Here is a 13900-nt window from a genome sequence, read left to right on the forward strand (position 1 = left end):
CGTTATGGCCAATCTCCCTCATGGTCCACCGTTGCTTGATGGGTTGCGCGCGTTCGATATCGCATTCTTTTCTTTGTCGTGTCGCGCTTCACCCATCCTACGACCTGCTGTAGATTCTAGGCACCACTTGGGAGCCACTCATCATGCTGCTGCAAGCCTCCGATTCCACGTTACTCATCGTCGATATGCAGGGCCGGCTGATGCCCGCCATCCACGATAACGAAGCCGTGCTGCATAACGCGCACAAGCTCGCGCAAGCCGCGCGGATACTTGATGTGCCGGTTGTCGCGACGGAACACCACGGCAAGATGCTTGGCGTTACCGTAGACCCGCTACGTGATCTTGTGCAATCCACTTTCCAGAAAATGCACTTCTCTTCCACGCGCGAACCTGGCTTTGAAGCGTGGTTGCCGGCGGCGCGAAAAACAATTCTGGTGGCCGGTTGCGAAGCGCATATCTGCGTGCTGCAAACGGTGATCGGCCTGGCGGACATGGGCTACAACGCGGTGCTGGTGTCGGACGCCGCGGGGTCGCGCAAACCGTCGGACCATCATGCCGCGCTGCGTCGCGCGCGGGCGCATGGCGCGGATATCGTCACGTCGGAAATGGCCATATTTGAGTGGATGGAAACTTGCGAGCACCCGCGTTTTCGCGATGTGTTACGTCTGGTCAAATAGCCGACGCGGCTTGCAACATCGTCCCTGGGGCGTGCAAAGATTCTCTCGCTGTTTGACACAATTCCTGGGCAAACCTAACACCCCGGCCCCCGATATTTTGAGATCCTGAAGCTTCTAAACCCAAAAGGGGATCGCGCGCTCGCGTCAGATCCATGGTGCGGCCCCCGGGGTACAAGAATAGGAGCCTCATCATGAAAATCGCATCTCTTTCCAAAATCTGTGTCGCACTGGCGATGACCGCCGCCATGGCTGGCTGCTCGTCCTGGGACGGCATGAGCCATCGTCAAAAGAGCACGGTGGGCGGGGCCGCGTTGGGTGGCGTCGCGGGCGCCGTGATCACCAATGGCGGCGTGCTCGGTACGGTTGGCGGAGCAGCGATCGGTGGCGTGATCGGCGATCAGGTCGGCAAGCACTAAACGCCTGCCCAATATGCAAAATGCCCGGCACTGCCGGGCATTTTTTTGTGGCCGCGCAGGGCAGCCAAGCCGCATCACGGTTCGTTTTGCGGCATCTCGATCTTCACTTCCAACACCTCAAGTGTGTCCTGGCGTTCCAGGTGCACCTTGATGTCTTCAGGGTTGATCTTCACGTATTTGGAAATCACCGCGATAAGTTCCTGCTGCAACTGCGGCAGGTAGTCGGGCGAGTCGCCGCGGCCCCGCTCGTGGGCCAGGATGATCTGCAACCGTTCCTTCGCAACGGAAGCGGAAGTTTTCTTTTGACCAAGCAGAAACGACAGGAAGGACATTGCTTACTTGCCTCCGAACAGGCGTTTCAGGAAACCGGGCTTTTCGTAATCGGTAAAGCGCAGCGCTTTGTCTTCGCCCAGGTAGCGGGCAACGACGTCCTTGTAGGCTTCGGAAACGTCCGTGTCTTTCAGATGAATGGCGGGCAGGCCTTGGTTCGACGCTTGCAGCACGGCTTCCGATTCCGGGATGACGCCAATCAGCTTGATGCGCAGGATGTCTTCGATATCGCCCAAGGACAGCATTTCGCCGTCGACCACGCGCTTGGGGTTGTAGCGCGTGAGCAGCAGGAATTCCTTGACGGGTTCACCGCCATCCACCGCGCGCTTGGACTTGGCCGCGAGGATGCCCAGGATGCGATCGGAGTCGCGCACCGACGAGACTTCCGGGTTCGTCACGACGAGTGCGTCGTCGGCAAAATAGGCGGCCATCAGCGCACCCGTTTCGATACCGGCGGGCGAGTCGCAGATGATGTATTCGAAACCCATTTCCTTCAGGTCGTTGATGACCTTTTCCACGCCTTCCTGCGTTAGCGCGTCTTTGTCGCGCGTTTGCGAGGCGGGCAGGATGAACAGGTTTTCAAGCTGCTTGTCCTTGATCAGCGCCTGGTTGAGGGTGGCTTCGCCCTGAATCACGTTGACGAAGTCGTACACCACGCGACGCTCGCACCCCATGATGAGGTCGAGATTGCGCAGGCCGACATCGAAGTCGATGACAGCGGTCTTGTGGCCCCGCATCGCGAGGCCCGCGGAAAAACTGGCGCTCGTCGTGGTTTTACCCACGCCGCCTTTGCCGGAAGTCACCACAACAATGCGTGTCATGACGATCAAACCCTTATGTTCGAAGAAACCGCGTTATCGTAAAGCAAAAAGCCTGTGTAAGGCTTCTTACAGAATGTGTTGAGACTTGATGTTCGATGCTGATGTTCGACGCTGCGATACCGCGTTGGCGCGCACGCCAAGCAGCGGCCACTGCTTCAGCTTTTCAAGGCTTCGATCCGCAGCGTGTCGCCATCCAGGCGCACCAGCGCCGGCTGGTTGTGCAACGTGCGGTCCAGCTTGTCTTCCACGACACGGTACACCCCTGCCACGGCCAGCAGCTCGGCGTCCAGATGCGTCGTGAAGATGCGCGCGGAGGTATCGCCGCGTGCACCTGCCATGGCCTTGCCGCGCAGAGGGCCGTAAACGTGCACATTGCCATCGGCAATGACTTCAGCGCCCTGGCTCACCATGCCGATCACGACCAGGTCTGTGTGGCGCGCGTACACGCGCTGGCCCGAACGCAAGGGCTTGGTAATGACCAATGCCGACGCCGAGTGCGGCGTGGCCTGCGTGGGCGTGGGCGCGGAGGTGGTGCTGCTGGCTTCGCGCGCGGGCATCGGCTCGGCGGCGGGCTTGGCAGGCGTGTCGGTGGAGTCGCTAGCCGTGGCCGCGTTATCGGTGGCCGCTTTATCCGTGGCGGCGTTATCCACCGTCGACGTGTCGGTGGGCGCGGGCGCGGTTTCAACGGCGGCAGCCGGCACCGACGGCACGGGCGTTGCCACATCATTGGGCGGCGCCGTATCCACGACCGGAGCGGGGCGCGCGGGTGGGGTGGAAAGCTCAACCGGAGCCAGGCCGGCCTCGCGCGCGGCTTTCAGGTTGGCGCCTTCGGCCACCACGCCGATCGCGGGCAGGTTGTGCGCGCGCAGCGCGTCGACCAGCGCCTTCCAATCGACTGTTTCTTCGACGCGGCTGGCGTCGATGACCACGGGTTCGTTTTCAAAGAAGCTGCCGGCATCCGCCATGCGCTTAGCCAGCGCGGCGGCGAGGCGTTCGGGGTCCGCGCTGTGCAGAACCACGCGAATGGCGTAAAGGGTGGCGCTTTTGAAGTCCAGGGCTAGGGATTCAGTATTCATCTTGATTGTGGCTGGCGGTCCGGCGCCAGGAAAACGGCGCGCGCAACCGGCTGCGGGATGTCGGGCATGATAACCCGCGCCGGGGTGGGGTGCGCAGGGGGTAAGACGAAAGAAAAAAGCGCCCGAAGGCGCTTTTTCCCGTGTTACGCACGCGCGGCGGACTTAGCCTTGCGCCCAGGAGTCGCGCAGGGTAACGATGCGGTTCAGCACCGGAGCGGCTTCGGTGGAATCCTTGAGGTCGGCCGTGAAATAGCCCAGTCGCTCGAATTGCCAGGTGGCGCCCGGCGTGGCGACGGTGCCCGGTTCCAGCCAGGCCGTGACGGTCTGTTTGGAGTTCGGATTCAGGCAAGTCAGGAAATCCTTGTCGCCGCCGTCGGGACGCGCGTCGGCGAACAGGCGGTCGTACAGGTGGATCTGGGCGGCCACCGCATGGGCGGCGCTGACCCAGGTGATGTTGCCCTTGACCTTGACGCTGTCCGCGCCCGGGGTGCCGCTCTTGGTCTCGGGCAGGTATTCGGCCTGGACTTCAACGACTTCGCCCGCTTCGTTCTTGGTGAAGCCGGTGCAGCGCACCACGTAGCCGTACTTCAGGCGCACGGTGTTGCCCGGGAACAGGCGGAAATACTTCTTCGGCGCTTCTTCGCGGAAGTCGTCGCGTTCAATCCAGAGCTCGCGCGACAGCGGAAATTCACGCACGCCGGCTTCCGGGTCGTGCGGGTTGCGCGGGGCGGTGCAGAGTTCGGTCTGGCCTTCCGGGTAGTTGGTGATCACCAGCTTGATCGGATCCAGCACGGCCACCGAGCGGGCGGCGATGGGGTCGAGGTCGTCGCGCACGGCTTGTTCGAGCAGGCTGTAGTCAATACGCGAATCCGACTTGGACACGGCGGTGCGGTCGCAGAACAGGCGGATCGAGGCCGGCGTGTAGCCGCGCCGACGCAGGCCGAAGATGGTCGGCATGCGGGGGTCGTCCCAGCCGTCCACATGGCCTTCGCGCACCAGTTGCAGCAGCTTGCGCTTGCTGGTGACGACGTAGCTCAGGTTCAAACGAGCGAATTCATATTGATGCGGCAGCGGCTGGGCCAGCTTGCCCAGCTCGGCCAGGCGCGCCAGGATCCAGTCGTAGAACGGGCGCTGGTCTTCGAATTCCAGCGTGCACACGCTGTGCGTGATGCCTTCCAGCGCGTCTTCCACCGGGTGCGCCCAGCTGTACATCGGATAGATGCACCATTGGTTGCCCGTGCGGTGGTGGGTGGCGTGGCGCACGCGGTACATGACCGGGTCGCGCAGGTTGATGTTGGGCGACGCCATGTTGATCTTCGCGCGCAGCACCAGGCTGCCGTCCGGATGCTTGCCGTCGCGCATTTCGCGCAGCAGGGCGATCGATTCCGCGGCCGGGCGGTTGCGCCAGGGCGAATCAGTGCCGGGTTCGGTCAGCGTGCCACGGTTGGCGCGGATTTCTTCGGGGCTTTGCGCATCGACGTAGGCATGGCCGGCTTCGACCAGGGCTTCGGCGAACTCATACATATAGCCGAAGTAGTCGCTGGCGAAGTACAGGTTTTCCTGTCCGTCGGCGGCCTTCCAGTCAAAGCCCAGCCAATGCACGGCTTCCATGATGGCGTCGACGTATTCCTGGTCTTCCTTTTCGGGATTGGTGTCGTCAAAGCGCAGATGACAGACACCGCCGAAGTCGCGCGCCAGGCCGAAGTTCACGCAGATGCTCTTGGCGTGGCCGATGTGCAGATAGCCGTTGGGCTCCGGCGGAAAGCGCGTGCGGATGCGGGCCGGATCGGCCGTCCCCTGCGCCTGCACGTCGGCCGGGCCAGGCTTGCCCGCCCAGCGTTTGCCCTGGAAGCGATTGGCTTCAAGGTCGTCCTGGACGATGTTAAGCAGGAAATTGGATGCAGCTGGGGTCGGCGTCGTGGCGGAGGTCATTCTTGAAAGAATAGGAAAAAGCGGCGACAAAGCGTCAATTTTGCCACGTTCCGCCACAGGGGCCTTTTTGAACCCCATGCAACCGGTTTCAAACTGTCCCCACAGGCATGTAACTGGCTCTACACTACGGGCCATCATGGATATATCCACCCTTTCCCTGGCCCGTGCGCAGTTCGTGGCCAGCCTGAGCTTTCTGGCGCTGTTCCTGGCGGTTTCCCTGGCCCTTGCCTGGGTGCTGCTGTTTTTCAAGGTGCGCGCCCGCTGGTCCGGCCGCCCGGGCTGGACCGCCGCCTACCGCTTCTGGGTGCGTATTTTCGCGCTGGCTTTCGTCCTGACCCTGGCGGCCAGCGTGCCCGTGCTGATCCAGATCGGCAGCCTGTGGGCTGGCCTGATGGACAAGATCGGTAATGTGGCCGGCCCCTTGCTGGGCTACGGCATCCTGTCGGTCTTCATCCTGAAGTCATGCTTCCTGGGCGTGATGCTGTTCGGCCAGCGCCGCGTGTCCGATGGCGCGCACACGCTGGCGGTGCTGATGGTGGCGGTGGGCCAATTGGTGGCGGTGTTCTGGGTGATGGCCCTGCAATCCTGGATGCAGACGCCCGACGGCGCCATTCTGGTCGACGGACGCTACCAGGTCTATGACTGGGTCGCCGTGGTGCTGAACCCGTCGGTGGGCTGGCGCATGGCCATGGTGGCGGTGGGCGCGGCGCTGTCCGTGTCGTTCCTGATGATGGGCGTGACGGCGTTGCAGGCCCTGCGGCGTCCGCTGGGCGATGGCGAGCGCAATACGTTCAAGACGGCGCTGGTGATTGGCGTGGTGGCCGCGTTCCTGCAGATTCCGGTCGCCACCGGTACTGGCCACCTCATGGCCAAGCTGCAACCTGCCAAGGCGGCGGCTGCGGCGGGTTTCTGGAACAGCGGCACCGAGCCGCAACTGGTGCTGTTCGGGTGGCCCGATGCGCGCGCCCATGCCAATGTGTCGGACCTGACCATCCGCAACGCGGGTGGCGCCTGGCTGCATCGCAATGCTGAAGGCACCTACGAAGGTCTGGATAAATTCTCCGGCATGTTGCCGCCCGTGGCGCTGACGTTCTGGTCACTGCGCGTGGCCGTCGCCCTGGGCCTGCTGATGCTGGTCGTGGCCTGCGTCACGTTTCTATGGACGTTCCGGCGCGGGCTGGATCCCTCGACGTTGCCCGTGTGGTGGCAGCGCGTGCTGTGCGGCATGATGTTTTCGGGCGGTATCGCCGTGGTGGCGGGCTGGTGGGTGTCCATCATCGGCCTGCAGCCCTTCGTGGTGAACGGCACCGTTACGCAATCCGAAGTGCTGGGGCCGGTGCCGTCCAGCACGGTTCTTTATGGCTTGGTGGGCTATGGCCTGCTGTATGCCCTGTTACTGGCCGCATTCACGGGCATGCTGTTCCACGCGGCGCGCTACGGCGTGGTGCCGGTGCGTAAATTGGGCGGAGGATCGCCATGATCGCCATGTTGGCCGCGTCGCAGGGACTCAGCCCCGAAGACCCATCGTTCTGGATGCCGCTGGCCTTCATGGGGCTGTTGTTCGTGGTGATCGCCGCGGGCATGGTGCTGGATGGCTTTGATCTGGGGGTGGGCATCCTGCTGCAACTGGCGCCCGAACACGAGCGCGGCCGCATGATGTCGCTCTTGAGCCCCTGGCGCGACGCCAACGAATTCTGGCTGCTGTTGGGCATGGGCCTGTTCGCCTCGGCCTTTCCCTTCGCGTGGGGCGCGGTGCTGGGCAAGCTTTACGGGCCGCTGACCTTCATGGTGCTGGGCGTGGTGTTGCGCAGCGTGTCGTTCGAATTCCGCATCCGCGCGCGCAACGAGATGAAGCCGCGTTGGATCTTCGGGTTCTGGGCCGGTTCCATCATTACGGCATTCGGGCAGGGGATGCTGCTGGGGCGCATCGCCACCGGCTATCAATCCGACGCGGGCTATGGCTGGTTCGCGCTGTTCGTGGGCCTGTGTGCCGTGGCGGCCTACGTGCTGCTGGGTGCATCGTGGTTGGTCATGCGAGTGGATGGTGACCTTCAACGCCGTGCGTCCTACTGGGCCCGCCACGCCATCCGCTGGACGGCGGTGGGCATGGTGGCGATTGCGGTGACGCTGGGGCTGGCCAACGCGGGCATCTTCTACAAGTGGAGCAACATTGCCCACCTGAGCCTGGCCGCAACGGTCTGGGTGCTGATGCTGGCGGGGTATGTCGCGGCAGAAATGTTGCTGGCCCGCTTACCCGGCCGGGCGGAGCGTTTCAGCTGGCTGCCGTTCGTGCTGTGTGTGGGGCTGTTCTTGCTGATGTTGAGCGGCCTGGCCTATAGCCTGTTCCCGTATCTGATCCTGGACGACATGACGCTCTGGGACGGCGCGGGGGCGTTGGGTTCGATGCGCCTAGTCATGGCTGGTGCGGTGGTGGGAGTTCCGGTGGTGCTGGTGTTCAACATCCTGGCGTACCGATCGGTCTTCGGCAAGGAACGCGCACCGGTCCCGCTATTGCCGCCACCCTCTTAGTAGGATGGGTGAAGCGCGCAAAGATCAATGCAAAATCCCCGGCATCGATCGCGCGCAACCCATCATGCAACGCCGAATTTTTCGCAACGGGCGGCTACGTCGGGGTGGCCGCCTGATGGGTTACGCGCGATTCAGGCCAGCATTCTTTTATGCGGCCTTGCGCGCTTCACCCATCCTACAATTCCCGGATCACGGCCACGGATCGCGGATCACGGATCACGGATCGCGGACCACGGGCCACACCCTCGGCCATACCCCCGCCCCTTGACGACGCATCCACGTCCGCACACGCCGCGGACGTCCTACGATCACATCACCGGTCTTGCCACGCGTTGCAGGATCTCTTCGCCGTAGGCTTCCAGCTTGCGGGCGCCCACGCCGCTGATGTGGCTCAGGGCGTCCATCGAATCTGGCTGGGCCAGGGCGATTTCGCGTAGCGTGGCGTCGTGGAAAATGACGTAGGCGGGCACGCCGTGGCTTTTGGCGACTTCACCGCGCCAAGCGCGCAGCGCTTCAAACACCGGTTGCAATTCAGCCGGCAGGTCAATCGTTGCCGCCTTGGGACGGCCACTGCCTGTCTTGCCCGACCGGGTTTTCTTCTCGGACTCCCGGCGCAGCATCAACTGGCGTTCGCCCTTGAGCACGGCGCGGCTGCCTTCGGTCAGCGCCAGGGTGCCATAGCCTTCGGCGTCCACGGTCAGCAAACCCTGCGCCAGCAACTGGCGCAGCACGCCGCGCCAAGCCGTGTCGCTCAGGTCTTCGCCCACGCCGAACACGCTTAGGGTTTCATGGCCGTGCTGCTTGGTGCGGTCAGTGACCTTGCCTCGCAGGATGTCGATGATGTGGCCCGCGCCGTAGCGCTGCCCACGTTCCTTCCACAAGCGATAGACGGCCGACAGCACTTTTTGCGCCGCCACGGTGCCGTCCCAGGCTTGCGGCGGTTCCAGGCAGACGTCGCAGTTGCCGCAGGCGGTGATCTGCTGGCCGAAGTACGCCAGCAGCCGCACCCGGCGGCATTCCACGGTTTCGCACAGGCCCAGCATGGCGTCCAGTTGCTGGCCCAGCCGACGGCGGTAGGATTCGTCGCCGGGGGACTCGTCGATCATGCGGCGCTGCTGCACCACGTCTTGCAGGCCATAGGCCAGCCACGCCGTGGCGGGCAGGCCGTCGCGGCCGGCGCGGCCGGTTTCCTGGTAGTAGCCTTCAACGGATTTGGGCAGGTCGATGTGCGCCACGAAGCGCACGTCCGGCTTGTCGATACCCATGCCAAAGGCAATGGTGGCCACCATGACCACGCCGTCTTCGCGCAGGAAACGGGCCTGGTTGGCCGCGCGCACTTGGGGGCTGAGGCCGGCGTGGTAGGGCATGGCATCGATGCCCTGATTGCACAGGAATTCGGCCGTCTCTTCGACCCGCGCTCGCGACAAGCCATACACCACGCCGGATTCGCCGTCGTGTTCGGTGCGGATCATGTCCAGCAATTGCTTGCGCACCTCGTTCTTTTCGACGATGCGGTAGCGGATGTTGGGGCGGTCGAAGCTGGACACGAAATGCCGAGCATCGTCCAGCGACAGGCGCTGCGCGATCTCGGTGCGCGTGTCCGCCGTGGCCGTGGCCGTGAGCGCGATGCGCGGCACATCGGGCCAGCGCTCGTGCAGCATCGACAGGCCCAGGTATTCCGGCCGGAAATCATGCCCCCATTGCGACACGCAATGCGCCTCGTCGATGGCGAACAGGGCGATGCGGCCGCGCTCAAGCAGTTGCAGGCAGCGGTCGGTCAGGAGCCGTTCGGGCGCGACGTAGAGCAGATCTAGTTCGCCCGCCAGGAACGCCTGTTCCACGTCGCGGGCCACGCGCCAATCCTGCGTGGAATTCAGGAAGGCCGCGCGCACGCCCAGTTCCGTCAGGGCGTCGACCTGGTCCTGCATCAGCGCAATCAGTGGCGACACGACGATGCCGGTGCCTTCGCGCACCAAGGACGGAATCTGGTAACAGAGCGATTTCCCTCCGCCCGTGGGCATGAGGACCAGCGCGTCACCGCCGTCGATCACTTGTTCGACAATGGCTTGCTGGTCGCCGCGGAAGGATTCGTAACCGAAAACGCGCTGCAGGACGCCAAGGGCGCGCGCGTCAGACATGGGGGTAGGCCGAAAGCATCATGGCGGGGATTTTAAGCCGCAATTGCGGGCCGGCCATTTTCAGAGAGATATTTCCGTCCGGCTCGCGGCTTGCAGGCCCCCTGGCCCGCTACCAGCTCAACCAGGTGCCGCGCATGAAGGTGTCCACCGGCATGCTGAGGTTGGCGCGCCATTCGTAGTTGCCCGACACGATGTCGCGGTCAGCACCCACGGCCAGTTGCACCTTGGGCGCCACAAACATGCTGTGCGACAGGCCGACACGCTGCTCGGCCAGGGCCGAGCCTTCGCGCAGCCCTGAATAGGTTCCGCTGAAGGTGCCCCAGCCGGTGATGGGCACGCCCGCCGACAGGGTGTTGCGCGTTTGCGCCGCCGAGGCCACGCCGCCGGAGTAGGTCGACAGGTCACCAAAACCCGCCCCGATCTGTTCGTTGGTGTAGCCCAGGTTGACCATATCCGCCACGTCCACGTTGTAGCCGAAGCGGTAACGCCAGGCGTTGGAGGCGTCGAACGAGCTTTGCGTGGCGCCCGCCTGGAACGTGCCGTATTCGCCCGCGGCGTAGGTCGTGCCCAGGCCGCGCGTGGTCAGGGCGGGGGCGCTTTGCATCTGGCCTTCCAGGGTAAGCACCGGGGTCAGCCCGTAGCGCACGCTGCCGGAGCCGACCGACGCGCCGTAGTCCACCGGACCCGAGCGGGCGGCCGGATCCATCCGGTTCAGTTTGCCAACCGACGATGAATAACCGAAGCTGCCTTCAGGCACGGTGGCGGCGGAGCCTGCCCAGTTTGCAATCTGCAGCCCGCCCACCGGCGCGCTGCTGCCCCATACGGGGGCATTGGCGTTGATGTTGCCCACAGTCAGCGACGGGCCGGCGGTGTTGCGGTAAACCCAGTTGCGGTCGCCACCATAGCGCAGGCCGTCCTGGCCGCTGACCGACGCGAACCAGGGGCGGGTCGGTCGCGATACGCCCGAGATCACCACCACCGGCACGCGCGGAATGTCGCTGTCTTCCAAGGCGAAGGAATAGTCGGGCATGCTGTCTTCAACGATGGCTGTCGGCTGGGTCTGGCATTCCGGCGTCATGCCCTGTGCGCCACCCGACAGGCCCGTGCCCAGTCCGGGAATGACGTCGGAGCCGTCGTCTTCGCCGCCGCGCACGCTGGTGTCCAGGGCCGGTTCGGCGGCCTCCAGGCCGCACAGGGGCGGGTCCAGGGGTACGGCGCGCGCCGCGATCGACGGCGCCGGGCGCACAGGAATCGGCTGCACCGGCGACAGCACGCCGATGCCGCGTGCCATCAGCACCGGCGCGCTCTGCGCGGGCGATGGGACAGAAAATGGGGGCGCATCAAGCGTGTCGGCCAGGGCGGCAGGCAGCGGGCAAACCACGCCCGCCGTCAGCACCACGTGCAACAGCCGTCTGCGCCAGATTGCAGGGGCGACCATAAAAATCAGTGTAGAGAGGGGACGCTGCCGTAGCTGTAAACGATTTTTAGTAAACCGGACCAGGGGCAAGACCAGGGGCTTCATTTTAGGGCCGGCCGGGCGCGCCTGGAAGGAACTTGAGGGATGCGCCACAAGACGCCGTACATCATGCAACAGGTCTATTTCAGTTGATTTCTTGCCCCTTGCGGTCAGGCGCGCCGCGCCGCACTATGGCGACCATGGACAATCCTCATACCAAGCTGCTGGTCGTCGACGATGACCCGGCCCTGCGGCAATTGCTGGCCGACTACCTGAATCGGCACGGCTACGACACCTTGTTGGCGCCGGACGCCACCGACCTGTCGACGCGCATCACCCGCTATGCCCCCGACCTGCTTGTGCTGGACCGCATGCTGCCCGGCGGCGACGGCGCCGACGCCTGCCGCCGCCTGCGCGAGCAAGGCGAAGACATCCCCGTAATTTTGCTGACCGCGCGTGACGAAGCCGTGGACCGCATCATCGGCCTGGAAGCGGGCGCTGACGATTACGTCGGCAAGCCCTTTGACCCGCGTGAACTCTTGGCCCGCATCGAAGCCGTGTTGCGCCGCAAACGCGGTCCGTCCGCCTTGACCAAGGATGCGCCGGTCACCTTTGGCCCGTTCCTGTTCGACCCGTCCACCCGGCAGTTGTCGCGTGATGGCACGGTGGTCAAGCTGACCGGTGGCGAAATCAACCTTCTGGAAGCGCTGGTGCGCAACGCGGGCAAGCCGCTGTCGCGGGAACGTCTGCTGGCGCTTGCGCGCGACGATGACGCCGGCGAACGCAACGACCGCGCCATCGACATCGCCATCCTGCGCCTGCGCCGCGTGATCGAAGATGATCCGAAACAGCCGCGCTGGATCCAGACCGTTTGGGGCATTGGCTACCGGTTCTCGCCCTGATGCGCTTTCTTGCCCGCTTCCTGGTGCCGCGCTCGCTGCGTGCGCGCCTGATCCTGCTGATCCTGGGTTCCGTCCTGCTGACGCAAGCGGCCACGCTGGTGACGGTGTCGTACTTCCGGCACAAGTTCATGGAAGACGTGGCGATCGGCTATATCGTCACCACCATTCGCACGCTGCGCGCCGCCTTGTCCGAAGTGCCCGCTGAGGACCGTGCCGATTTCGTGCGCACGGCGTCGCAGAATCAATGGCGCCTGTGGTCGCGGGTGCTGCCCGCCGAAGCCAAGCTGCAACGCTTCAACGGACGGCGTCCGCCGCCGCCGCCCCGAGCCACGCCCCGCCCGCCGCCACCGCCGCCCTCGGACGCCCGGCCCGGCGACAGGCCACCGCCGCCCTCGGACGCCCAACCTGGCGACAGGCCACCGCCGGACGGGCACGGCGACGAGCACGAGACGGGCGCCGACCAGGTGGACACGCGCACTGCCCAGCAGCGCGAGGCCGACCGCGTGGCGCACGAAGAGCGCATGCGGCGCCACAACAAGCCCGAGCCCGACGACATCCGCCGCGACCTGAAGGCGCTGGTGCAGTTGCTGAACGAACGGCTGAACGACGGCACCCGCGTAGCGCTGTCGCGCGGCCCCACGCCCGAAATCTTCATTTCTTTGGCGCCCAATTCGGCCAGCGAAGACGTGCCGCGCCTGCGGGAATGGCTGGTCATCCCCCTGGAACGATTGGACCCGCCCGTGGCCACGCCCTTCATCGCCGCCTGGTTGGGCGGCTTGGGCCTGTTGTTGTTGCTGGCCGTGGGCTTTTCCTGGCACATCACGCGCCCCATTACCCGGCTGGCGGACGCGGCTGACCGCCTGGCGGCCGGGCAGCCGCAGCGCGTAGAGCCCTCGGGGCCGCACGAAACCCGCGCCTTGGGCGAACGCTTCAACGCCATGCTGGACGCGCTGGCCGAATCCGACTCGGTGCGCCGCACGCTGCTGTCCGGCTTGCCGCACGACCTGAAAGGGCCGTTGTCGCGCATGTGGCTGCGGATTGAAATGGCCGACGATTCCAAGCTGAAGGAAGGCCTGCGCACCGATCTTCAAGACATGCAACACATGGTGGACCAGTTCATCGGCTTTGTGCGCGGCACTGACCCGGCGGCCTACCGCTATGCGCCCATCGTGCTGTCCGAATGGCTGGCCGAGCGCGTTGGCGCCTGGCACGGCGCGGGTACGGACATCCACCTGAAGTCGGTGGACGATGATGCGCCGCTGGTAGTCCAGGCCGACGCGGTGGCCTTGGGCCGTTTGCTGGACAACCTGATCGGCAATGCCCTGAACCACGGCGCCCCACCGGTGGATGTTGGCCTGCGCCGCGAAAACCACGAAGCGGTGCTGGACGTGGCGGACCATGGTCCCGGCATCGTGCCCGAGCGCCGCCAGGAGGCGCTGCGCCCCTTCAGCCGGCTGGACGACGCGCGTACGCGCACTGGCAGCGTCGGCCTCGGCCTGGCGCTGGCCGAGGCCATCGCGCGCGCGCACGGTGGTTCGCTGGAGTTGCGCCAGGCGGATTCCGGCGGCCTGTGCGTGCGGGTAAGGCTGCCGCTGTCGGAAAGCGCTTAGGGCGCGGCCATCT

12 protein-coding genes are annotated in these 13900 nt (G+C 64.9%); 6 read left to right on the top strand and 6 right to left on the bottom strand.

All coding sequences use genetic code 11. The annotated features are described in order from the left end of the window. The first annotated feature begins 143 nt into the window (after nt 1-143). Nucleotides 144-677 (top strand): isochorismatase family protein, encoded by a 534-nt coding sequence (locus ELS24_RS05490; RefSeq protein WP_127183615.1) that lies wholly within the window; start codon nt 144-146, stop codon nt 675-677. 191 nt (nt 678-868) lie between these two features. Continuing rightward, nucleotides 869-1093 carry a glycine zipper 2TM domain-containing protein gene (locus ELS24_RS05495; RefSeq protein ID WP_039882797.1) on the top strand — a complete coding sequence of 75 codons (225 nt, stop codon included), beginning with the start codon at nt 869-871 and terminating at the stop codon, nt 1091-1093. Between the two features lie 74 nt (nt 1094-1167). Here ELS24_RS05495 and minE read toward each other — a convergent pair whose 3' ends face one another. From minE to ELS24_RS05515, 4 genes are all read right to left on the bottom strand, one after another. Further along, nucleotides 1168-1425, bottom strand: a complete 258-nt coding sequence (gene minE / locus ELS24_RS05500; protein ID WP_050448917.1) for a cell division topological specificity factor MinE — start codon at nt 1423-1425, stop codon at nt 1168-1170. Nucleotides 1426-1428: 3 nt separating this feature from the next. Beyond that, on the bottom strand, nt 1429-2244 hold the full coding sequence (minD, locus tag ELS24_RS05505) for a septum site-determining protein MinD (RefSeq protein ID WP_050448916.1): 816 nt from the start codon (nt 2242-2244) through the stop codon (nt 1429-1431). 155 nt (nt 2245-2399) lie between these two features. Further along, the gene (minC, locus tag ELS24_RS05510) at nt 2400-3320 is read right to left on the bottom strand and encodes a septum site-determining protein MinC (protein ID WP_127183616.1); all 921 of its coding nucleotides are present in this window, start codon (nt 3318-3320) and stop codon (nt 2400-2402) included. Nucleotides 3321-3482: 162 nt separating this feature from the next. Next, entirely contained in the window at nt 3483-5252 is a 1770-nt protein-coding gene (locus tag ELS24_RS05515; RefSeq protein WP_050448962.1) for a glutamine--tRNA ligase/YqeY domain fusion protein, read from the bottom strand. A 136-nt stretch (nt 5253-5388) separates the two neighbouring features. Here ELS24_RS05515 and ELS24_RS05520 point away from each other — a divergent pair, with 136 nt between their 5' ends. Then, on the top strand, nt 5389-6732 hold the full coding sequence (locus ELS24_RS05520) for a cytochrome ubiquinol oxidase subunit I (RefSeq protein WP_127183617.1): 1344 nt from the start codon (nt 5389-5391) through the stop codon (nt 6730-6732). Further along, on the top strand, nt 6729-7781 hold the full coding sequence (locus ELS24_RS05525) for a cytochrome d ubiquinol oxidase subunit II (protein ID WP_127183618.1): 1053 nt from the start codon (nt 6729-6731) through the stop codon (nt 7779-7781). The genes ELS24_RS05520 and ELS24_RS05525 overlap by 4 nt, the downstream gene beginning before the upstream one ends. Before the next feature lie 308 nt (nt 7782-8089). Here ELS24_RS05525 and recQ read toward each other — a convergent pair whose 3' ends face one another. Together recQ and ELS24_RS05535 are read right to left on the bottom strand one after the other, a co-directional pair. Beyond that, nucleotides 8090-9919 (bottom strand): DNA helicase RecQ, encoded by a 1830-nt coding sequence (recQ, locus tag ELS24_RS05530; RefSeq protein WP_050448912.1) that lies wholly within the window; start codon nt 9917-9919, stop codon nt 8090-8092. Nucleotides 9920-10028: 109 nt separating this feature from the next. Further along, on the bottom strand, nt 10029-11357 hold the full coding sequence (locus ELS24_RS05535; protein WP_127183619.1) for a fimbrial protein: 1329 nt from the start codon (nt 11355-11357) through the stop codon (nt 10029-10031). A gap of 218 nt (nt 11358-11575) precedes the next feature. Here ELS24_RS05535 and ELS24_RS05540 point away from each other — a divergent pair, with 218 nt between their 5' ends. Both ELS24_RS05540 and ELS24_RS05545 read left to right on the top strand, forming a co-directional pair. Continuing rightward, complete coding sequence (locus tag ELS24_RS05540; RefSeq protein WP_050448961.1) at nt 11576-12277, top strand: response regulator; 702 nt, start codon at nt 11576-11578, stop codon at nt 12275-12277. Continuing rightward, the gene (locus ELS24_RS05545) at nt 12277-13887 is read left to right on the top strand and encodes a sensor histidine kinase (RefSeq protein WP_127183620.1); all 1611 of its coding nucleotides are present in this window, start codon (nt 12277-12279) and stop codon (nt 13885-13887) included. The genes ELS24_RS05540 and ELS24_RS05545 overlap by 1 nt, the downstream gene beginning before the upstream one ends. The last annotated feature ends 13 nt before the right edge of the window (nt 13888-13900 follow it).

Origin of the sequence: Achromobacter spanius, assembly GCF_003994415.1 — a bacterium.
GTDB lineage: Bacteria > Pseudomonadota > Gammaproteobacteria > Burkholderiales > Burkholderiaceae_B > Achromobacter > Achromobacter spanius_C.